Here is a 21,659-nt window from a genome sequence, read left to right as displayed (position 1 = left end):
CCAATATATTTCCGGCCGGGGAAATAAGTTCCCTGCTGGACAAAACAAAAAGAAAGCCGCCACTCAAACATGTGAATGGCGGCTTCGTTTTATTCCAGATCGACTTTTTCCAGTGGCAGTTCGGCAGGCCCGTCAATGACATCTCCTTTATAGGAGAAGCGTGAGCCGTGGCATGGGCAATCCCAGGTGCGATCGCCGTTGTTCCATTTTAGCTCGCAGCCCATATGGGTACAGGTAGTATCTACGACGTGCAGCTGGCCGTTTTCGTCACGATAGGCTCCTGCCCGTTTGCCGTTGACTGTTATGGCGGCGCCTTCGTCGTGGCCAAGGCTTTCGGGATCGGTTAATGGACGCTCCAGTTTCCCTTTAACCAGTTCCTTTGCGACAGTGGCATTGTCAGCAACGAATGTCGCTACATCCGGTTTTGCATGGAATCTTTGCGGTTCGAACACATCCACATACGGATTGTCTTTCCTTAGGACAAGATCGGACATCAGCAGCGCCGCATTGATACCGTTGCTCATTCCCCATTTTCGGTATCCTGTGGCCACAAAGATGTTATCCGTGCTTGATGAGTATTTTCCGACGAAAGGTATTTTATCAAGTGTAGTCGGGTCCTGCGCACTCCAGCGGAAAGGGATTTCCTTTACGCCGAACGTCTGGGCAGCGAACGCCTCAAGGGCTTCATAATACTGATGCGTATTATCATCCTGTCCTGTGATATGGCTGTCTCCGCCGAACAGCACCAGTTTTTCGCCATTCCAGTCTGTATAGCGCAGGGATCGTGACGGTGTCTCGGCATTGATGTACATGCCGCCCGGGAATTCTTTTTCAGTTTTAACGGCAAGCACATAGGAACGATGGACCTGCATCCTTGAAAAATAGAACCCTTTTAGATCGTAAAATGGGAAGTGGGTGCTGATGATCATCTGATTGCAGTGCACCTTATGTCCGTCCCTTGTCGTAACGACAGGCTCAGAGCCCTCCACCATATCGACTGCGGTTGTATTTTCATAAATTTGGCCGCCCATTTCTGTAAAACGCTCCGCCAGATGTTTCAAAAATTTCAGCGGGTGGAACTGGGCCTGGTTCCTCATGACCACGGCTGCCATCGCCTCAACAGGAATAGGTACTTCTGATACATACTCACTTCCTGCGACACCCAGCTTTTCATAGGCCTTGAATTCCTTAAGCAGCTTTTCCATTTCCTTATCGGAATTGGTAAATAAATAGGCATCCTCTTCTGTGAAATCGCAATCGATCTGCTGTTCTTTCACCAGATTTTTAACAAATTGCATTGCGTCAAAATTGGCCTGATAATAAAGGCGGGCGTGATCTTCACCAAAGTGGCTGATGAGCTCGTCATAAATTAACCCGTGCTGTGCCGTCACCTTTGCGGTTGTATGCCCGGTTGTGCCGTTTAAGATACTGCCGGCTTCAATTACCGCCACTTTCGCACCAGCTTTCGCCAGCAGGTAGGCAGAGGTCAAGCCTGTGATTCCGCCTCCAATGATCGCAACGTCTGTCTTCAGGTCCTCCTGCAGCTTCGGGAAAGAAGGCAGTTCAGCTGTTTTACGCCAGTAAGGTTCAGGGAAACGAGGCAGCTTTGAAGTATAATCGTTCATCAACAATCCTCCTTAAAAGTCTTCATAGTCTTTAATTTTTCCTGTTTTAGTGAGAATCATGCTATTTTTCCTTTTACCCCCTAAAAATATGGATAGACAAGTTTTTACCAAATTGAGCGAATTGGCCAGGATTACGGGTGCAGCATGATAAAATAAAGAATAAAAAATAACGGAGGCCAATATGGAAATCGCAGTTTTTGGGACAGGCTATGTTGGCCTTGTCACCGGTGTTTGTTTTGCCGAAATGGGCTACAATGTCACTTGTTTTGATATAGATGAACGTAAAATCACTGCCCTTTCTGAAGGGAAGTGCCCGATTTATGAGCCCGGTCTTGAGGAGATGCTGAGAAGGAATCTTGCGGAGAGAAGGCTTTATTTTACAAATGATTCAAGAACCGCCTGCAGGAAGGCTGATTATATTTTCATCGCTGTCGGAACGCCTGAAAATGAAGACGGGTCGGCGAACCTGGAATATCTGGATGCCGCGATCGCCGCGATTGGCAAAAGCTTGGACAGGGATGGGGTCATTGTCATTAAAAGTACGGTGCCTGTTGGGACCAATGAATGGGTCAGGCAAAAGTTGAAGGCAATCATACCAAGTGAATTGCGGGTGTCCGTCGTTTCAAATCCTGAGTTCCTCCGCGAGGGCTCGGGTATCCTTGATACCTTCCACGCGGACCGGATTGTCATTGGAGCAGATGATCATGGGGCTGGCCGCGCGGTGGCAAAGCTGTATGACCCATTTGGAAGGCCGGTAATACAGACCGATGTCCGCAGTGCGGAGCTCATCAAGTATGCATCCAATGCTTTCCTGGCGACGAAAATCAGTTTTATCAATGAAATCGCGAATTTATGTGAACATACGGGTGCCAATATTGAGGATGTGGCAAAGGGCATGGGCATGGACCACAGGATCGGCAGCCATTTTTTAAACGCGGGGATTGGCTATGGCGGATCCTGTTTCCCGAAGGATACGAAGGCGCTGGAAAAACTGACGGAGTACTATGATTATGACTTTAAAATCCTGCGGTCCGTCATCGAGGTGAACAGCAGGCAGAAACAGCAGCTTTTTCATAAAGCGAAGGAGCTGTTTGGGACCCTTGAGGGAAAAAGGGTAGCCGTGCTGGGCCTAGCGTTCAAGCCGCATACCGATGACATCCGCGAGGCGCCTGCCATTGAGCTGATTGCCAGGCTGCTGGGCGAACAGGCAGATATCTCTGTCTATGACCCGGCTGCATTGAGCAATGCCGCCCACCTATTTGGCAGCGGGGTTTATTATGCTGAAAATGCTGACACTGCCATCAAAGGAGCGGATGCGGTTTTCATCATGACCGAATGGCCGCAAATTACGGAGTATGAATTAACGCGGTTTCCATTATTGATGCGGCAGCCAATCATTTTTGACGGCCGGAATTGCTATGGCCTCGACCAGGCAGAAGCAGCTGGACTGACGTATTTTTCTATCGGCAGGAAGGCCGTGAATGTTCACGACAGCCTAAAGAGTCTCAAGCGTTAAAGCTCATTGTGCCCGACTGGCAGTATAAGGTAAAATGAACCTAAATACCTCAGTTTGGGAGGGACCAGGATGGCTAAGGTTAAAACGAATGCGATGCGGATTCTCGATACGCAGAAGGTGCCGTATGAGATTCTTTCTTATGACGCAAATGATGGGAAAATTGACGGTGTGACTGTTGCTGGCAAAATCGGCCGCGATGCAGCACAGGTCTACAAGACGCTTGTGGCTGTAGGGGCAAGTAAGAATTTATACGTCTTTGTCATTCCGGTTGAAGCCGAGCTGGACTTAAAAAAAGCGGCAAAGGAAGCTGGCGAGAAGAAAGTGGAAATGCTTCCGGTCAAAGACATCCAGAAATTCACCGGTTATATCCGCGGCGGCTGCTCACCGATTGGCATGAAAAAGAACTATCCAACGTTTTTAAATGAGAGCGCGAAGCAAATTGAAACCATCATCGTCAGTGCCGGGAAAATAGGATTCCAGATCGAGTTGGAACCGGATCAGCTGATTCAGGCAACGGAAGGCAAATATGCCAATTTGGTAACGGCCAAAAAAGACTAATCGTGACCAGACCATGTGACTGTTCGGACAGGTTCCATGGGGAATTCAGAAAAGTTGTCAGAATCAGGCCGGAGTTCGGACAGGTTTGGGGGAAGAAGATGAAAAGCTGTCCGAAGTAGTCCAGAGTTCGGACAGGTTTGCGAGAAAAAGCCAAAAAGCTGTCCGAAGTAGCTCCGAGTTTGGACAGGTTTGCGAGGAAAATCTGAAAAGCTGTCCGAAGTAGTCCAGAGTTCGGACAGGTTTAAGAGGAAAACCAGAAAAGCTGTCCGAAGTAGTCCAGAGTTCGGAAAGGTTTAAGAGGAAAACCAGAAAAGCTGTCCGAAGTAGTCCAGAGTTCGGACAGGTTTGCGAGAAAAAGCCAAAAAGCTGTCCGAAGTAGCTCCGAGTTCGGACAGGTTTGCGAGGAAAACCCAAAAAGCTGTCCGAAGTAGCCCTGAGTTCGGACAGGTTTAAGAGAAAAAACCGAAAAGCTGTCCGAAGTCAGTCACATCTCCCGCGCAAACCTATGAAAAATGAGAAACAGCCTCTGTCCGCAGGGGCTGTTTCCCATTTTACTCATTTATTGTTTTTCTGCTGCATTGATCTTGATTTCCAGGCTGGCGATTTGTGATTGATAGAGTTCTTCGTAGTTTTTTGATGTGTCATAGGCGATTTCGATTTCTGGTGCTTCGGGTTTTTCTTTTATCACATCGGCTTTGAGTGTGTCGAAAATCTGCTGTGTCAGCAGCTTTTCGGTGAAGTAGTTGTTCAGTCGGTTTTTATATGCGTCGGTTGGAAATTCAGAGATAAGCTGTGAAGCTGCTTCATTTTGCGCGGCTTTGGCAGTGTAGTCTTTCACTGTTTTCGCGACAGCCGCATTTTCAACATCCAGTCCTTTTTCCCTCGCAAGCAGGTACATTGCGTGCTGTTCGATCATTTTTGATAGATTCACATTGAAGTTATCGTGATACTTAAGCTGCTCATCCCAATAAGCCAGTTTTTCCTTTAAGTTTTCGCCTTCGAGATTCTTTTCATCAACAGAGCGGTTCAGCTCGATGTCGACCTTGTTCATCAGCTGGTAGAATTGCAGGTCCTCATAGGAAAGGACTTTGCCGCTGATGGTGACGACTTTGTCTTTAGCAGTGAAGCCTTCTTTTGTTGCGGGAGTGCTTGCACTAGCCTGGCCTTCAGCACCAGCACGACTCTCAGCGGCAGGCTGTTTTTCATTCTGCTGGCAGGCGGCGAGTCCAAAGCTGATCATGAGCAGGCTGAGCAAAGCAAAAAGTATGCGTTTCATCTTCGATCATTCCTTTTCCGCTTCGAATGTAATCACATGTTCAAAACCTGAACCATCGGCTTCGCCTTCGATATTGGCGATCCATTCTCCGGCCATCGGCAGTTCGACGCTGGATTCATAGATCCCATTTCCCTTATCCTCGAAACTTAGCTCGAGTGTGCCATGGTCCATTTTCGCCATTTCAAGATAGGCAGTGAATTCGAGACCGGAAGCGGGCTCGCCATTCTGTAAAATCTCAATCACGACAGGAGAACTTTCACCAGCTTTATATTTAGGGGCTTGCTTTAAACTGACTTCAAAATCCGACCCTGATCCGCAGCCGGCCAGAACCAACATCAGCAGCATGAAGCCTGCGATCAATTTTTTCATTTCGAATCCGCTCCTTTTAAATGTTCATCCAGGAATTCATCAACGGTGTATTTCGTCATTTCGCCATTTTCCAAAAAGGCGACATGTGTACAGATTTGCTTGATTTCATCCATATGGTGGGAGGCCATGAAAATTGTTTTCCCGGACAAGGATTTCAAAATTTGCAGGATTTCCTCACGCCCAAGAGGATCGAGTCCGCTCGTCGGTTCATCGAGGATCAGCACCTCTGTATCGTAATAGAGCATGACGCACAGCCCGAGGCGCTGGAGCATCCCCTTGGAGTAGCCCTTTATCTGGTTATGGCGGTCCTCCCACAAGGACACAAGCTTCAGCTTCTCTTCGATTTTCTTTTCATTGACCTCACCGGTTCCAAGCGATGCGAAAAACCTCATATTTTCTTCACCAGTCAGGTGAGGATACAGGTGGAACTTTTCCGGGAGATAGGAAACGATTTTCTTCCAATCTCCTTTTGAATTTGGAAATCCTCCAAGCGTTATCAAGCCTTTTTTTACCGGCTGTAAACCGAGAATCGATCGGATCAAAGTGGATTTCCCGGCACCGTTCCGCCCGACAAGGGCACAATATTCATTTTTCTCGACTGTAAGGTTAATATCTTTCAAGACTTGTTTATTTTTATAGGATTGTGAGAGATTCTTGATTTCAATCATGATTTTTCCCCCTTGCTGCGGAACAGGATGGCAAGGCCGAAGAAGGCGACCATCCAGAAGGCCAGGTCAATCAACAGAAACTTCGATGGCGCCATCCAGATCATTTTTTCCATCAGGCGTGACATATTGTTCAGCGAGAACAGGCCGAGTGATGTTTCCAGGTAAAAGCGCAATGTGTGCAGCGGGTCCAGGAAGTAGAGCCACGAGAACAGTTTGACATTTTCATAGGAAACGGACGGGACATACTGGATGAAAGCCAGGTCAATCAGGAACACGAACAGGAACCAGGTAAAAATCGTTGCTCCGATCAGCTGCATCTTCGTGTTTGTGATATTGCCCAAAAAGAGGCCAAGTTGGTTGAAAATCAGCAATAACACGACGACCGTCACGATAAAATAGAGGAAGCTGGAAATCTCAAATTGCAGGAACATTTTCATCACGATGGCAAGCACGAAGTACCAGCCAACAAACACGCCAACGACGACGGTCTGGATCGCGATGCTTTTTTTCAGCATCAGGCTCAGGTTCGATTCCTTTTTTGTCAGCAGGATCATCGATGTCTTCAGCTCTTTTTCCTGGAAAATCGAAAAGGACGAAATGAACAGCGCGAAAATCGGCACCAGGTATATGTTCATGTCATAAAGCGAGAGAAGAAAAGCGTCAAATCCGAGTTCTGCTGGATAGGAGCGTGCTTCCATCAACAGGAAGATGGAAGAGAGCATGACCATGGCCAGACCGAGCCAAAGGCCTTTCCCGCGTGACTGTTCAAGCCATTCCTTCCAAATGTAGTTCATGATGAACGCCTCCTTCTCTTCTTGGTAAATATCCACCCGAAAATAGCGAATGCCGGAATCACCAGCAGGCCCCACGGTCCAGATTCCTGCTTCACTTCAATCAGCGGGAATTCATCCACGACCATGACTTTCTGGGTGCTTAAAACTTCATTGATTTTTTCATAGATTGTGATTGCCGGACTTTTTAAAAACAAGTAGGCCAGCTCATTTTCTTCTACCAGTTTGTAAAGTGATGATTTATATTCAACAGGGGAGTCACCGACCTGGTTCTGGTCCAGGTCGAGGACAGATAGCTCTGTGCCCCAGTAGTTGCCCGCCCCGTTTTGATTCCATTGGTTATATGATTCCGCGCCAATCGTCAGGACATTGGCGACATTTTGCTTGAAATGATTTTTCGTGAATACCTGGGATGTCGAAGTCGTCCATAATTCCACGCCGATGTCATTGTGGAAAAACTTGTTTCCCTCAATCTTGTTCTGCGTGGATTGCTCCAGGTAAATGCCGCGCTGGTTCAGGTAAAATTCATTGTCCAGGACGGTATTGCTTGTGCTCGTCTGGATGATGAGCCCGAATGAACGGGATCCCTGGTTGAAAGAAAACTGGTTCTCCTTCAATAAGATGTTCTGCGAATGCATGATGGCCGCGCCGCCGGTATTCTTATTGAAGCGGTTTTTATAAAAAACATTGTCATTAGAGTACATATAGTGCAGTCCGTACCTTGTTTCACTTACAAAATTATTGCGGATTTCATTTTTATCGGCGTATTCGACATAAATGCCGTCGCGTGTATTGGAAATCGTAGAGTCTTCAATAATATTGTTGGATGTGCGTACAAGCTGGATGCCGTTTCCCTGGCTGCCAAGCTTGCCTGTTCCCTGGCCAGTGACTTTGATATTTTTGACGAGAGTGTACTTTGAACTATTAATATAGAGTCCATGGTAAACATCGTGGATAACTAGATTAATAAACTGGTTATGCTCTCCCATCGTGCGGATCCCCGAATATTCCTCGTCGGAGCTCCTGTTTAGGCTGCCGTGTTCAATCTTTAAGTTTTTCAACGTAACATTCGAAGCTTTGATCAGGACGACATTTCCTTTCCCGTCGCCCCGGATCGTCGTGCCTTTTTTTCCAATGATTGTGATTGGTTTCTTAATCTCAACATTGCCATCGTATTGCTTGTTCTCTAAAATCAATTCGCCGTTAATTGGAGTTTCATCAATCAGCTGCTGCAGGGAGGCATCTGCCGAGACAGGCAGGGTGGATAAAATCCAGACGCCTATCCCAACAAAAAGGATCAGTAGCCTGTTCATCTTCGGCGCTCCAGCCAGAACGGCAGAAGTGTAAGGATGAAGGCTGCCCCGAGCAGGAAGGAACCTGTTGTGAAATAGCTGTGGGTCACAAAATTAGCAAGGATGTTTTCTCCAATGATCGGCGGTACGAATGGATCAAGTTCAATCGGTGCTTTCGGATCAAGCTCAGTTCCGAACTTCGTCAGCCAGCGGTGCATGTCATAGATGCCAAGAGCACCACCAACAGCCAGCAGTCCAATCGGAAAATAAAGCAGGCTTTTCCTTCTGACTAAAGCAATGATGATGAAAAGAATTGCCATCCCGATGATCAGGCTGGGCAGGTATTGAAGCTCAGGAAAGCTTTCATTGCTGAAGGGAGACATGCCGATATAATGGTTCAGGCCGTTGACGATATCGATGTCGCCGTCAAGCTTGCTTGGATAAACGACAATATCAAGACCTTCAGGATATTGCGGTGCGAAAAATTTCATCCCCCACCAGGGGAACTTGATAGAGGCAAATAGGAATGCTGCAGCCCCGATAAGACTAGCCATAGAACCGGCAGATATTTTCTTTGCCATCTGAATCATCTCCTAAAAGAAATGCGCATTGCCTCGATCAGGCTGGTCATTTCTCGATTTACAATCTTTATTAAAGGCTGTTTTCGTAATGATTGTTGTTAAAATCCTAAAGCCGATTTTAACGTATGATCAGGCATATTGCTGGTCGGTATCTAGTTTGAAAGCTCTTTTCTCATCCAAATCGTCCATTTAGCGAAGTTACCTAGGTCATCACTGCAATTTTGCAGTAATAGCAGCAAAGTTTTAGAAAAGAGCCTTTTTAAAAAGGGAGAAAGGGTATCGGCGAATACTCAATACCCTTTTCCGCCTTCAATTCCAGCTGTTACTTCGGTTCAACAAGCAGGTAGCCGCTCATTTCCTGGTGAAGCGCTGAACAGAAGTTTGTGCAATAAATTGGGAATGTACCGGCTTTGTCAGCTGTAAATTCGATGGTGCTCGTCTGGCCTGGCTGTACTTCATAGTTCAGGTCATGGTCCATGATGCCGAAGCCGTGGGTGATATCCTGGTCAAGGTCGATGTTCGTCAGGTGGATGACGACTTTGTCTCCCTGGTTGACCTTGATTTCATCCGGGCGCTTCGCTTTTGCATCGAAGACGAACTTGGAACGCATCGCGATTCCGTAAACATGGACTTCGTTGCCCTTGCGTTCGATCCGTGTATCTTCCTGTTTCCAAACTGAGTTTTCGCGGTTTACATCCTTTTCATAAATCTTCAGCGTCTTGATCTTGTCACGGTGGATCGTCTGCGCATAATGCGGTTCAGGATCGACCGGAGCTGTATAAGTCAGTGACATCTTGTCGCCGGAGATATCGATCAATTCCATTGATTCAGGGTGTGAAGGTCCGACAGACAGGAAATTGTCCTTCGCAATTTTATTCAAGGATACGATCCATTTGCCATCAGGAGAGGCTGTGTCACCCTCCGTTGCTGTTGAGTGTCCTGGTGAATAGTGGACAGGTGTACGGTCTAAAATTTCACCAGTATCGATTTTCCATTTAACGATCTCAGATGAAATGAACATCGTATTGTATGCATTGCCTCTGTCGTCAAATTGAGTGTGAAGCGGCCCCAATGCTCCCGGAGGATCGACTTCACGTTCAACTACCTTGTCGTATGGCAGGACAGGAATTCCGAACTTCTCTGTTTCAAAATTGCCAGACTTGATGGCTTCGAATGCTTTTTCAAAAGAGAACACTGTCATCAAAGGAGCCAGTTTTCCGGACGCGATGAAGCGTGTTCCATCTGGAGTGACGTCAACGCCGTGCGGTGATTTTGCGACAGGTACAGCGTAAATGGATCCTTTGTGCTTGCGCGGGTCAATCATCTTCGCACCGTTGACTTCCTCATACTCTCCTGCTGCTACTTTTTTCTCAAGCTCTTTCCAGTTCAATAAAACAATATAGTCACGGTCATTCTGGGATGCGTTGATTTCGTTATTGGTTGTCGCGAATTCTGTGTTGTAAGTCGTCATGACAATCCAGTCGCCAGACATCTTTTTGCCGGCGTCAGACAGGTCATAGGACCATGGCGGAAGCATGATCTGGTAAGCAAGGTCAAGGTTCTTCTTTTTCTGGTCAAAAGTGACCATGGATACAACGCCTTTATATTTCTCCTCGAATTCATCAAGAGGAGCATATTCTTTTCCAATCGGTACCGAGAAGCGGGTAGGCATCACAATGTATTCCGTATTCTGGGTGACGAACGTACCGGCGTGCGGTCCGCCCATATTCGGCATTTCCATGATATCGGCGGTATGGAATACACTTAAGTCGACTGCGGCGATCCGGTTATTGGCTACATCATTCGCAAACAAGAATTTGCCGTCATATTCAGCGTTTGTCTCAGAAATTGCTGGGTGGTGGAAATCCCCCCAAGTATATTTGCCCAGCATTTCTTTCGAGTCTTTGTCAAAACCATAACCTGTGGCCGGATCTGGCGAGAATACAGGCACGGTGCGAATTTTCCTCATGGAAGGCAGTCCGTATACAAATAGCTGGCCAGAATGTCCTCCTGATGAAAGCATGTAATACTCATCCAGCTCGCCATACGGTACATACACTTTTTCAGCATTTGACTTCTTTGAGTTGTTATCACTGCTTGCCGTTCCTTTAGGTCCTGGTGAAAAATCAGCGAAAAATACTGTTGCCGCCATAAAACCGGCGAGCAGCCCTGAAGCTGCGGGAACCCATTTTTTCATTAACACTGCACCACCTTTGGTTTATTTTTCAGAAGCTTCCTTCAAAATTTCTACGACTTGATTGATTTCTTCATCTGTCAGCGGGTTGCCGCCGATGACGCCTGACATGACTGCGGAGGTAGGCTCTTTCAAAAATTCATTGACAGGTTTGCCATGCTTTCCTTCGACATTATTGAATGCCTGGGACAGGTCCGGTCCGGTTGCTCCGCCTTTAAGGTTCAATGCTTCGACAGAGTGGCAGCCAAGGCAGCCTTTTGATTGCAGGATGCTTTCATCACCAGCAGAAGCTGTAGAAGTCTCAGTTGACTTCTTTTCTTCCTTGGCGGGTTCCTTAGCCTTTGGTGACTGATCGACAGCCGTGACTTCTTTTTCCTGCCCATTGCCTTGCGGGATGACGTCGTAGGCTATATAACCAATACCGAGTCCGAGTACAGCACTTAAGATGAAATGAATGACTGGTTTGTTCACTTTCTTCCCCCCTAGATTGATTTACAATTACATCCTAACTTTTTCAAAAAAACGTCAGTGTGATGTACGGCACACAAATTTGTGTTTATTGTGAATGATTTGTGAAAGCGCTATGAGGGGATGTGAAGAACATCACTTGCCCGGGAAATAAAGTTTAAAAATAGACAAAATTACATTTGCAGTTGGGCATTCACCCAGCGCTTAAGCCCTGCATATAGTAATGGGGAAGCAAAAACTTGCCGTTATGGTCAACGGCTGGAGGGAGTGCGATTAAATGGCAGGAAGAATCCTCAACTTTTTCGCCGGAGGCAACACTGCCCGCGGTTTTTACAGCTTGTATGATTCAAGCTTGCAGGGCTTGTCACGGTTGTTCATATTAAAGGGCGGTCCTGGAACAGGGAAGTCATCTCTCATGAAAAAGATCGGTAATGAATGGCAGGAAAAAGGATATGATATTCAATTTCTGCATTGCTCCTCTGATAATAAATCGATTGATGGTGTACTGATTCCTGAATTGAACGCGGGAATTGTGGACGGCACAGCCCCGCATGTCATCGAGCCTAAGGCTCCGGGGGCGGTAGAGGAGTATATCAATCTTGGGGAAGCATGGAATTCCGGGAAGCTGCAGGAGCATAAGGAGACAATCACGGAGCTGACTGAAAAAATCAGCGGAGCATTCAACACAGCATACAGCCTTTTTGCTGAAGCGCTGAGAATTCATGATGAATGGGAAAAAATCTATATAGAAAATATGGATTTTGAAAAAGCGAATGGCCTGACAAACAGATTGATCGAGAGCTTCTTTGGCGACAGCAGGTCAGAAACAGGAAATGGGCGAGTGTATGACCGGTTTCTCGGTGCCGCAACACCAGCTGGAGCAGTTGATTTTGTTCCGAACCTGACAGAGACCGTCGGGAAAAGATACTTCATTAAAGGACGTCCAGGCTCTGGAAAGTCGACGATGCTGAAAAAGTTGGCAGCGGAAGCGCAGTCTCGAGGATATGATGTAGAAGTTTACCACTGCGGATTTGATCCCCACAGCATTGATATGGTGATTGTCCGCGAGCTTGATTTTGCGATTTTTGACAGTACCGCACCACATGAGTATTTTCCTGAAAGAGAAACCGATGAAATTATCGATATGTACGATGAGCTGATCACACCGGGAACTGACGAGAGGTATGCCGCAGAAATCAAGGATGTCGGCGGAAGGTACAAAGATAAAATGAATGAAGCAATCGCCTCACTGGCAAATGCAAAAGAACTGCGCGACCAATTGGAGGCCATCTATATCGAAGCCATGGACTTTGCAAAGGTAGATGAACTCACCGGCAAGATCAAAAAAGAATTTGAAAAACTTGGTGCCATCTAGCACCAAACTGGGCGATTCGCATAGATTACATGGAATACATCAAGAGAGGGGATATGAGTTTGGATAACAACAACTTCTACCCATACGGACCTAATCAACAATTTGAAAATGATTATGATTGCTATGAAAATGAGTACGACCAGAATGTGGATATGAGGACAGTTGGCGGGTTTCCTGGAGGATTTCCAGGCAGCCCAGGAGGATTCCCGGGAGGCCCTGGTGGGTTTCCGGGCAGTCCAGGAGGATTCCCAGGAGGCCCTGGCGGGTTTCCGGGCGGTGCAGGAGGATTCCCGGGAGGTCCCGGCGGTTCACCAGGCGGAGGCCAGGCAGGAGGCCCGCCATCGTCACCGCCGCCAGCCTTTGTACCGCAAGAACAGGCGACTGCCTTTGCGGTCGACCCGGGAGGAATCCGGAGATGCATGTTCCGTTTCACTTACATCTGGCTGATTGATGGCAGAAGCTTCTGGTTCTATCCAGTCTTCCTGGGCCGCAATTCAGTTGCCGGCTGGAGATGGAGCCGCCGCCGCGGATGGGTTTACTTCGGCATAGACCTGAGACAGATTCGGTCATTCCAGTGTTAATAAGAGGAATTGAGAAGAGAAGCGTTTTGCTTCTCTTTTTTAACTGGGAAAAATCACGGGTTTTTTTCAGTTCGCGGAATTTGGTTTTGTTTTCGCGGAATTCAGTGCGATTTTCGCGGAATTGCTTTACGATGAAAAAACCGGCTGGCACTGTGCCAACCGGTTTATATTGATTTACATCTTCTAGATGGATCGTTGTTTGCCAAAATTACTTAAAAGAGCATATGCGCAACCAGTACGATGATTGGCAGTGTCACAATTGTACGCTGCAGGAAGATGATGAATAGTTCCCAGAATGAAACGGGAATTTTTGATCCTAGCAATAATCCGCCGACCTCTGACATGTAGATCAGCTGGGTTACGGAAACAGCCGCAACAATGAACCTTGTCATCGGGCTTGCTATATCGGCACCGATAACGGAAGGAAGGAACATGTCTGCAAAGCCGACGACCAGTGTTTCGGATGCAGCCTTCGCTTCAGGAACCTGCATAAGTTCAAGCAGCGGAATGAACGGCATTCCTAGCCATTGGAATACTGGTGTGTATTCAGCGACGATCAATGCCAGGGTTCCAAGCGCCATGACGATTGGGGCAACGCCCATCCACATATCAAGGATATTGCGGACACCGGCAAGGAGGAAATCCTTGAGGCTTTTATTGCTGCCTGCTTTTTCGACAGCCTGGGCCATCCCCCAGGAGAATGGTGTATAGCCTTCCGGGATGTTTTCCTCAGAGTAGTCATTGTTCTGCTCCACGAAATACGTATCCTGCTTCCTTGAAAGAGGCGGGATTCTCGGGAGCAGGATCGCAGCCACGACGCCAGCACCTGTCACCGTAAGATAAAACGGGACAAACATGCGGGCCAGGTCAACCTGGGAAATGACAACCAGGCTGAAAGTGATCGAAACAACCGAGAAGGTCGTACCGATGACAGCGGCTTCTCTTTTTGTATAGTAGCCCTCTTCATACTGCTTGCTTGTCAGCAGGACACCGATTGTACCATCGCCCAGCCATGATGTCAGACAGTCAATCGAAGAGCGGCCAGGCAATTTAAAAATCGGGCGCATCACTTTTGTCAGCAATGTTCCAAATAACTCAAGCAAACCGAAGTTCAAGAGCAATGGAAGGAACAAGCCCGCAAACAGGAAGACAGCGAACAGGATTGGCAAAAGGTCATTGAGCAGCAGTCCGCCTGTGTTCGGCGACCAAACGGCTTCTGGACCTAATTTGAATAAGGTCATAATCGCAAAAGTGGCGCCTAAGATACGCGCAACAAACCAGACCATCGGAACATCGAATAATGCTTTAAGAAAATGATTGCGATTCAGGATTTCCGGCCGGATGGTTTTTATTAAAAGTGTACCGATTAATGTCAACACAATGATGACAGTCATGATCGCTGGCAGTGTGCCGCCAAGCAATTCCTGGACCCAGCCTGACAATACCGCGATGGGAATCGTAATTTCTCCTTTATAGGAGATTGGTATCATGAAAAAGAATATTCCTATTAAAGAGGGGATGAGGAACGCTAATAAATCCCCTGTTGATCTTGTTTTACGCAATGGTTTTTCCAAAATTCATTCACCCTTAATACATATTTATAAGCCAAAAAACATTTTAATTCATTGCCCCTGATTTGCCAACCCTTTTCTCAGTCCAATTCCTTCCTGTGTTATATTCTCCTAAAGCTAGCAAGCTAAACTGTAAACAGACACCTTTTTAGTCAAATTCATTATTTACAAAAGGAATCCATCAATAAAAGCAGGATTTCTAACAGGACTAAAACCTTGTTTTCGACGAATGAATGTACTCTTGGAACAAAAAACAGGATGGGGAAGAGGTTACTTATCAAACATGTTTAATGGTATAAGCAAAGGGAGTGCCTCTATTAAGGCACTCCCTTTATGATTATTTAATATAAACCCTTGTTTCATAAGGCTTTAATGTTAACTCTGTCGCATGTCCATGCTCTTCCACTTCATAATTGTTAAGCAAAAGCTTGCTTGTCTCAAGCGGGAATCCACCAAATTCAAAGCTTGCCGGTTCACCAGAAAGGTTTGAAATCACAATTGCCTGCTTGTCGCCCAATGTTCGCGTATATGCATAGAGTTGGTCATGGTCTTCCACAACCAAATCATATATGCCGTAAGTGAACACTTCATGGGCCTTTTTCATCTGGATCATTTTTTTGTAAAAATGAAGGATGGAATCTGGGTCCTTTAGTTGTGCTTCGACATTGATGCCGGTGTAATTCGGGTTCATGCCCAGCCATGGATTTCCTGTCGTGAACCCGGCATTTTCAGCATCGGACCATTGCATAGGTGTCCTTGAGTTGTCACGGCTTGTTGCCCAAATGAAATCCATGATTTCTTCATGAGAGACTCCGTTTTCACGGCGGATTTTGTACAGGTTTTTGATGGCAACATCATCATAGTCATCGATGGAAGGGAACTGGACATTCGTCATGCCAATTTCCTGTCCCTGATAGATGAATGGTGTACCCTGCATCAGGAAATACATTGACGCAAGCGCTGTCGCACTTTCGCGCCAATACTCCTTGTCATCTCCCCAGGTCGAAACAATCCGCGCCTTATCATGGTTTTCAATGAATAATGCATTCCAGCCGTGGCCTTCAAGGCCTTTTTGCCAGCGGGTAAAAGTATTCTTCAATTTTGCCAGATCCAGTGCTTTCTTTTCAGAGTCCCACAGGTCAAGGTGTTCAAACTGGAAGACCATATTGAACTTGCCCTGTTCCTCGCCGACCCAGAGATCCGCTTCCTCGATGCTGACACCATTTGCTTCGCCGACTGTCATGATGTCGTATTTTGAAAAGGTCTCCTGTTTCAGCTCCTCAAGGAAAGTCTGGATTCCATTGACATTCATATGCTTGTCAAAGGAAGACACATACTGCAGTCCTTCAGGGTTTGGCATATCCTTCAGGCCTTCTTCCTTTTTGATATGGCTGATCGCATCAACACGGAAACCATCAATTCCCTTATCAAGCCACCAGTTGATCATGTCGTACAATGCCGTGCGGACCTCTTTGTTTTCCCAGTTCAGGTCCGGCTGTTTGCGGGAGAAGATATGCAGGAAGTACTGATCTGTCGTCTCATCATACTCCCAGGCAGATCCGCCAAAAATGCTCTCCCAGTTGTTAGGCTCAGCGCCGTCCTTGCCATCGCGCCAGATATACCAGTCGCGCTTAGGGCTTTCCTTGGATTCACGGGATTCGATAAACCATTGATGCTCATCGCTCGTATGGTTGATGACAAGGTCAATGATCAGCTTCATGCCGCGCTTGTGCGTCTCAGCAAGCAGTTGGTCAAAGTCCTCCATCGTTCCGAACTCATCCATGATATCCTGATAATCGCTGATATCATAACCGTTATCGTCATTAGGGGACTTGTACATCGGGCAAATCCAGATGACATCGATCCCTAAATCCTTTAAGTAATCAAGCTTTGAAATCATTCCTTGCAAATCGCCGATGCCGTCACCGTTGGAATCCATGAAGCTCCTTGGATATACCTGATAGGCAACAGCCTCTTTCCACCATGTATGTTTCAATGTGAACCCTCATTTCATTGTTTAATCCTGATGTAACCTGTCATTTCATAAGGCTCTTTTCTCAAACTTTGTTGCTATTGCCTAAATAATAGGATTGAATTACCTAAGATTATTCACACAATTAACGCTTATGCTGAGAAAAGAGCTTGCAAACTTAGTACCGACATACAAAATGGCTATTATCACGTTAAAATCGGCTTTAGGATTTTAACAACAATCTTTACGAAAACAGCCTTTCATTTTAATCATTTTGCGCTGCCAGTAACTTACTTATTAATTTCACTGCAAGATTTTCGCTCAATCATTTTTGCCGGGATTGTGACCCTTTTCGGCAAAGCGTCCGGATTCTTGATAAGCTCGATTAAACAGTTGGCCGCTTCGAATCCCAGCTGGAAAATGTCGATATTGACTGAAGTCAGCTGCGGTTTCATATGCTCTGCCAGCGGTACGTCATTGAAGCTGACAATCGAGATATCATCCGGAACCAATATATTCAATTCCTCTGAATAACTCATCAGTTCGATTGCTGTAAAATCATCCGCTACTACCAGGGCAGTAGGGGGCTCATGAGAGGAAAGGAACGACTGAATGCCTTCTTTCCCCTCGGATTTCAAGCATTGTTCATGAATGATATATTCCTTTTCAAAAGGAATGTTCGCTTCCTCAAGAGCCTGTTTGAAGCCTTCAAGCCGGTCAATCGTGAAAACATATTCAGTATTGACCCCGATAAACGCGATCCTTCTGTGGCCAAGGCTGATCAGATAGTCTGTCACTTGCCTGGTGATATAGATATTATCATTATCGACATACGTAATCCGCTCGGCATTCTTGCTCGGACGGCCGATGACGGTAAAAGGGAATTTTTGATTCAGCAGATATTTCATGATCTTATCGTCGGTCTTCGAGTAGAGGAGGATGATACCGTCAACCCTGCGGCCCTGTACCATCGAAACGACCTGCTGATAAATTTCTTCATCGGTGATGCCGGTTGTTAAATATACCCCAAATTGGTGTTCATGGGCTTTCATGCTTATTCCCCTGATGACTTCAGGGAAAAAAGGATTTTGCAATGCCTGGGTAGCCGAATTTGGCATGACGATCCCGATCGTTTCTGTACTTTTTCCCACGAGACTGCGTGCCTGGTAATTAGGATGATACCCCTTTTCATCCATCACCTTTCGCACACGTTTCTTCGTTTCGTCATTGATATGAGGATGGTCCCCAATTACCCGGGAAACGGTGGAAGGTGACACACCGGCTGCCCTGGCTACATCTTTGATTGTGACTGCCATTGGTCGTCTCTCCTATAGTATCGATTATTTTACCGAACCTTCTGAAACTCCCTTAATGATTTGTTTTTGCAGGAAGAAGTAGATGATGATGACCGGGATGATCGCGATCGTCAATCCTGCGAGCGCCAGATGCCATTGCTTTGTATATTCCCCAAAGAAGAAGAACATCTTTAGCGGTATTGTTTCCATTCCCTGCTGGTTGATGACAAGAGAAGGAAGCAGGTAGTCGTTCCAGATCCAGATGATGTTTAAAATTGCCACAGTAACGGAAACAGGCTTTAACATCGGGAAAATGATGTACCAGAAAATCTGGAACCGGTTCGCTCCGTCGATTGTCGCCGCTTCATCAAGCGACTTTGAAATCCCGCTCAATGTTCCATGATAAAGGAAAATGGACAGGCTCGCGCCAAAACCAAGATACATGAAAACCAGGCCGGCTCTGTTCAGCATTTCGAGCTTTCCGAAAATGGATACGAGCGGGATCATGACCGATTGGAAAGGAATCAGCATTGCCGCAACGAACAGCATGAAGATGATTCCGCTCGTTTTTCCGCCTCGTCTTGATAGGGCATAAGCAGCCATCGAGGAGAAAATGATGATCACTGCAACTGCTAGCACAGTAATCAGCACAGAGTTGAAAAATGTTTTGATAAAATCAAGCCGCTCAAACGCAATCGTATAGTTTTCGAATGAAAAAACATCCGGAAGCTTCAAAGTGTCCTCGAACATTTCCCGTTTCGTCTTAAACGAGTTGACGATCATCAAATAAAACGGGGAAAGCCAGATCAGCGCAAGAATGATGCCGAGAATTTCAAGAATGATTCGGCTTTGCTTCTTCTTTTTCATTACATCTCGACCTCCCGTTTCTTATTGATATACACCTGTGTCAACGAAATGGCCGCGACGATCAGGAAGAAGATGACTGCTTTTGCCTGTGCGAAAGCCATGGCGTTTTCGACGAACGCGGTCTTGAAAATTTCCATTGCGACCATCTGGGTGGAGTTGTAAGGACCTCCACCAGTAAGTGATAAGTTCTGATCATAAAGCTTGAAAGAGTTAGACAGTGTCAGGAACAAGCTGACCGTGAAAGCCGGCATGACCAGCGGGAACGTGACATGGTAAAAGCGCTGGAAGCTGTTCGCACCGTCAATTTCAGCTGCTTCAAGCAATTCCTGCGGCACGCCTTCCAGGAATGAGATATAGATGACCATGATGTAACCGGCCATTTGCCAGCTCATTAAAATTGCCATTGCCCAGAAGCCGGTCGTTTCAGTCGACAGCCAGCCCTGGAGACCTTCCACCCCGATCAATTCACCAATGCTGGCGAAAACCTTTGTGAAAATGAACTGCCAGATGAATCCAAGGATCAATCCGCCGATCAGGTTCGGCATGAAGAAAATCGTTCTCAGGATATTGTTCGTCCTGAATTTCTGTGTAACCAGCAAAGCCAGGGAAAGGCCAAAAAAGTTGATCAGGAACACAGAAACAACAGTGAATTTTGTAGTGAACCACAGGGCATCCCTGAATTCTTCTTCAGCAAATAGTGCTTTATAATGTTCTAGACCTACAAAAGATGGGGTCTTAATCCCATTCCAGTCTGTAAATGAGTAATAAACGCCGTAAGCCAGCGGCAGAAGAACCACCACAGCCAGGGCAAGCAAAGCTGGAGCAAGGAAAAGCCAGTACCAAAGATTCCGGTTGCGCATCTGTAAATCCTCCTATTCTTAATGGTGTAATAATCTAATTTAAATAAATGATGCTCCAATAGCGCTGCAGAAGAATTATGAAAAAACCAGCAGCAGGGCTTTTTCATAATTCCGCAAAAATCAGCGGCGGAGCGATAGCCTCCCAGAAAAAAGATAGGAAACAAAACAGCCGCGGCCGTTCTGTTTCCTTCTCTGATGAAAAGCTATTATTTACGAGCGTCTGCCCAAGCTTTGGAAGACTCTTTTACTAGTTCATCCCAGCTCATTTCACCGCTTACATACTTCTGGATGTTGACACCAAGCTTTTCTTGTCCCCAGCCAGTTGGGTAACCCATGAATGTCCAAGCCAAAGTCTTGCCAGCTGAAGAGTATTCATAGATTTCTTTTGCAAGAGGGTCAGAGATCTTGCCAGCGTCGTATCCTTCATATGCTGGAATGAATTTGAAATCTTCGATTACAGCAGTTTTTCCTTCTTCAGAAGTATATAGCCAGTCTAAGAATTCCTTAGCTGCTGCGACTTCTTTGTCATCCTTGTTGCTGTTTACAGCCCAATACATTGGCACGCCAACCGGGATTGAATCTTCTTTGTAGCCTTCAACTGGAATAGGAAGGATTCCTACGCCGCTGTTAGCAAGCTCTTCGTCGATTCCAGCGATTGAACCAGATACCCAGTTACCTTGCTGAATGATCGCTGCTTTGCCAGTAGAGAATAATTCTTCAACTTGTTTAGCATAGTCAAGGCTTACAGTAGGCTGGTCAGAATATTTGTTTTGCAGGTCAAGAATCTTCTTGAACGCATCACCATGCTTGAAAGTGACTTCCTTCGCATTGAATGCGTTGATTACGTTCTGGTCAAATTCAGGTGCCAGGAAGACGTTTGAAAGGTGAAGTCCTGTTACCCAAGTTTCTTTTGCAGGTAGAGCGAATACAGATGTAAGACCAAGGTCTTTCTTCTTGCTGTCTAAAGTCTTTACTGCATCTTCTAAAGCTTTGTAGCTAGTGATGCTCTTTGGATCGATACCAGCTTTTTCAAAAATGCCTTTGTTATAGATGAAGCCATAGCCTTCCTGGTTGTATGGAAGTCCAAGTACTTTGTCGTCTTTTGTTACGCCTTCAAGAGTTCCGCTAAGAGCTGCTTTAGCAGCATCTGTGTCAGAAAGGTCTGCCAGCTTATCTTCCCAGTCTGCAACGTCCTGTGGTCCGCCAACGTTGTAGATGGTAGGTTCATTGCCAGAAGCGAACTTGGATTTAAGTGCTGCACCGTAATCTTCCCCGCCGCCGACAGTAGTGATGTTGATGTCAACATCTTTATTAGCTTCTTCATAAGCCTTTGCAATGTCTTCGAACTGATCCTTGAATTCAACCTTGAATTGGAAAATGTCAACGGTAACCTGGTCGCCGCCGCCATCTCCTGATTTTTTCGCGTCATCATCTGATGAACATCCTGCCAGTCCGCCGCCAACTAAAAGCCCAAGAGAAAGAACTGCTGGAAATAGCTTTTTTGCTTTCATTGCTGAGATACCCCCAAATATTTTGTTTTTTGCGTGCAATACCTGCGTTCCGAAAGCGTTTGCATATTTTGCATAGATTCTAGGAAGATATTGATAATATACAACACCTTAAAAACGCTTACATAAAAGGGTAAAAAGTCTGCAAACACTAGCGTTATTGGACTTTTTGGCAAAAATAGAAGAGTGCTGCCCTTGTATGCAAACGATTGCAGCTTGTGGCTACATAATAGCATATGATTTTTCCGATGACAATATGAAAGTTTCAGAGAATTTAAGTTTGCCAAAAAGT

Annotated in this window: 19 protein-coding genes; 4 read left to right on the top strand and 15 right to left on the bottom strand. The window is 46.1% G+C overall.

From position 1 onward, the window contains the following. Nucleotides 1–89 precede the first annotated feature (89 nt). A complete protein-coding gene (locus QNH36_RS23510) occupies nt 90–1,625 on the bottom strand; it encodes an FAD-dependent oxidoreductase (RefSeq protein ID WP_283904396.1) in 1,536 nt (511 codons plus the stop codon). Nucleotides 1,626–1,806: 181 nt separating this feature from the next. Between QNH36_RS23510 and QNH36_RS23505 the strand changes: the two genes are divergently transcribed. Further along, nucleotides 1,807–3,141, top strand: a complete 1,335-nt coding sequence (locus tag QNH36_RS23505; RefSeq protein ID WP_283904395.1) for a UDP-glucose dehydrogenase family protein — start codon at nt 1,807–1,809, stop codon at nt 3,139–3,141. Nucleotides 3,142–3,210: 69 nt separating this feature from the next. Further along, a complete protein-coding gene (gene ybaK, locus QNH36_RS23500; RefSeq protein ID WP_283904394.1) occupies nt 3,211–3,699 on the top strand; it encodes a Cys-tRNA(Pro) deacylase in 489 nt (162 codons plus the stop codon). Between the two features lie 559 nt (nt 3,700–4,258). Here ybaK and QNH36_RS23495 read toward each other — a convergent pair. The 8 genes from QNH36_RS23495 to QNH36_RS23460 all read right to left on the bottom strand — a co-directional run bounded on the left by QNH36_RS23495 (nt 4,259) and on the right by QNH36_RS23460 (nt 11,341). Next, the gene (locus QNH36_RS23495; RefSeq protein WP_283904393.1) at nt 4,259–4,975 is read right to left on the bottom strand and encodes a hypothetical protein; all 717 of its coding nucleotides are present in this window, start codon (nt 4,973–4,975) and stop codon (nt 4,259–4,261) included. Between the two features lie 6 nt (nt 4,976–4,981). Further along, the gene (locus QNH36_RS23490; RefSeq protein ID WP_251542489.1) at nt 4,982–5,344 is read right to left on the bottom strand and encodes a FixH family protein; all 363 of its coding nucleotides are present in this window, start codon (nt 5,342–5,344) and stop codon (nt 4,982–4,984) included. Further along, the gene (locus QNH36_RS23485) at nt 5,341–6,012 is read right to left on the bottom strand and encodes an ABC transporter ATP-binding protein (RefSeq protein WP_283904392.1); all 672 of its coding nucleotides are present in this window, start codon (nt 6,010–6,012) and stop codon (nt 5,341–5,343) included. The genes QNH36_RS23490 and QNH36_RS23485 overlap by 4 nt, the downstream gene beginning before the upstream one ends. After that, the gene (locus tag QNH36_RS23480) at nt 6,009–6,806 is read right to left on the bottom strand and encodes an ABC transporter permease (RefSeq protein WP_283904391.1); all 798 of its coding nucleotides are present in this window, start codon (nt 6,804–6,806) and stop codon (nt 6,009–6,011) included. Before QNH36_RS23480 ends, QNH36_RS23485 begins: the two co-directional genes overlap by 4 nt. Then, nucleotides 6,803–8,116, bottom strand: coding sequence for a nitrous oxide reductase family maturation protein NosD (nosD, locus tag QNH36_RS23475; RefSeq protein ID WP_144479299.1), 1,314 nt, complete (start codon nt 8,114–8,116; stop codon nt 6,803–6,805). Before nosD ends, QNH36_RS23480 begins: the two co-directional genes overlap by 4 nt. After that, nucleotides 8,113–8,676, bottom strand: coding sequence for a hypothetical protein (locus QNH36_RS23470; RefSeq protein WP_144479297.1), 564 nt, complete (start codon nt 8,674–8,676; stop codon nt 8,113–8,115). Before QNH36_RS23470 ends, nosD begins: the two co-directional genes overlap by 4 nt. A 322-nt stretch (nt 8,677–8,998) precedes the next feature. Next, nucleotides 8,999–10,873 carry a Sec-dependent nitrous-oxide reductase gene (gene nosZ / locus QNH36_RS23465; RefSeq protein WP_283904390.1) on the bottom strand — a complete coding sequence of 625 codons (1,875 nt, stop codon included), beginning with the start codon at nt 10,871–10,873 and terminating at the stop codon, nt 8,999–9,001. A 21-nt stretch (nt 10,874–10,894) separates the two neighbouring features. After that, nucleotides 10,895–11,341: a cytochrome C gene (locus QNH36_RS23460; protein WP_144479293.1), complete on the bottom strand. Its 447-nt coding sequence runs from the start codon at nt 11,339–11,341 to the stop codon at nt 10,895–10,897. A gap of 274 nt (nt 11,342–11,615) precedes the next feature. Here QNH36_RS23460 and QNH36_RS23455 point away from each other — a divergent pair, with 274 nt between their 5' ends. Together QNH36_RS23455 and QNH36_RS23450 are read left to right on the top strand one after the other, a co-directional pair. After that, on the top strand, nt 11,616–12,713 hold the full coding sequence (locus QNH36_RS23455) for a PRK06851 family protein (RefSeq protein WP_283904389.1): 1,098 nt from the start codon (nt 11,616–11,618) through the stop codon (nt 12,711–12,713). 152 nt (nt 12,714–12,865) lie between these two features. Next, on the top strand, nt 12,866–13,294 hold the full coding sequence (locus QNH36_RS23450) for a collagen-like protein (protein WP_251542804.1): 429 nt from the start codon (nt 12,866–12,868) through the stop codon (nt 13,292–13,294). Between the two features lie 212 nt (nt 13,295–13,506). Here the strand turns inward: QNH36_RS23450 and QNH36_RS23445 are convergent, their stop codons facing one another. The 6 genes from QNH36_RS23445 to QNH36_RS23420 form a co-directional block, all read right to left on the bottom strand. After that, nucleotides 13,507–14,868 (bottom strand): YjiH family protein, encoded by a 1,362-nt coding sequence (locus QNH36_RS23445; RefSeq protein ID WP_283904388.1) that lies wholly within the window; start codon nt 14,866–14,868, stop codon nt 13,507–13,509. A gap of 334 nt (nt 14,869–15,202) precedes the next feature. Beyond that, nucleotides 15,203–16,861: a glycoside hydrolase family 13 protein gene (locus QNH36_RS23440; protein ID WP_283904387.1), complete on the bottom strand. Its 1,659-nt coding sequence runs from the start codon at nt 16,859–16,861 to the stop codon at nt 15,203–15,205. A gap of 266 nt (nt 16,862–17,127) precedes the next feature. Continuing rightward, complete coding sequence (locus tag QNH36_RS23435) at nt 17,128–18,153, bottom strand: LacI family DNA-binding transcriptional regulator (protein ID WP_283904386.1); 1,026 nt, start codon at nt 18,151–18,153, stop codon at nt 17,128–17,130. Between the two features lie 24 nt (nt 18,154–18,177). Next, nucleotides 18,178–18,999: a carbohydrate ABC transporter permease gene (locus tag QNH36_RS23430; RefSeq protein WP_144479283.1), complete on the bottom strand. Its 822-nt coding sequence runs from the start codon at nt 18,997–18,999 to the stop codon at nt 18,178–18,180. Then, a complete protein-coding gene (locus tag QNH36_RS23425) occupies nt 18,999–19,859 on the bottom strand; it encodes a carbohydrate ABC transporter permease (RefSeq protein WP_144479281.1) in 861 nt (286 codons plus the stop codon). Before QNH36_RS23425 ends, QNH36_RS23430 begins: the two co-directional genes overlap by 1 nt. A gap of 206 nt (nt 19,860–20,065) precedes the next feature. Beyond that, a complete protein-coding gene (locus QNH36_RS23420; RefSeq protein ID WP_283904385.1) occupies nt 20,066–21,370 on the bottom strand; it encodes an ABC transporter substrate-binding protein in 1,305 nt (434 codons plus the stop codon). Nucleotides 21,371–21,659: the final 289 nt, after the last annotated feature.

This window comes from Mesobacillus sp. AQ2, assembly GCF_030122805.1.
GTDB classification, from domain to species: domain Bacteria; phylum Bacillota; class Bacilli; order Bacillales; family Cytobacillaceae; genus Mesobacillus; species Mesobacillus oceanisediminis_A.
The sequence above is the reverse complement of the archived record's forward strand: the minus strand, read 5'-3'. Positions and strand labels throughout refer to the sequence as shown.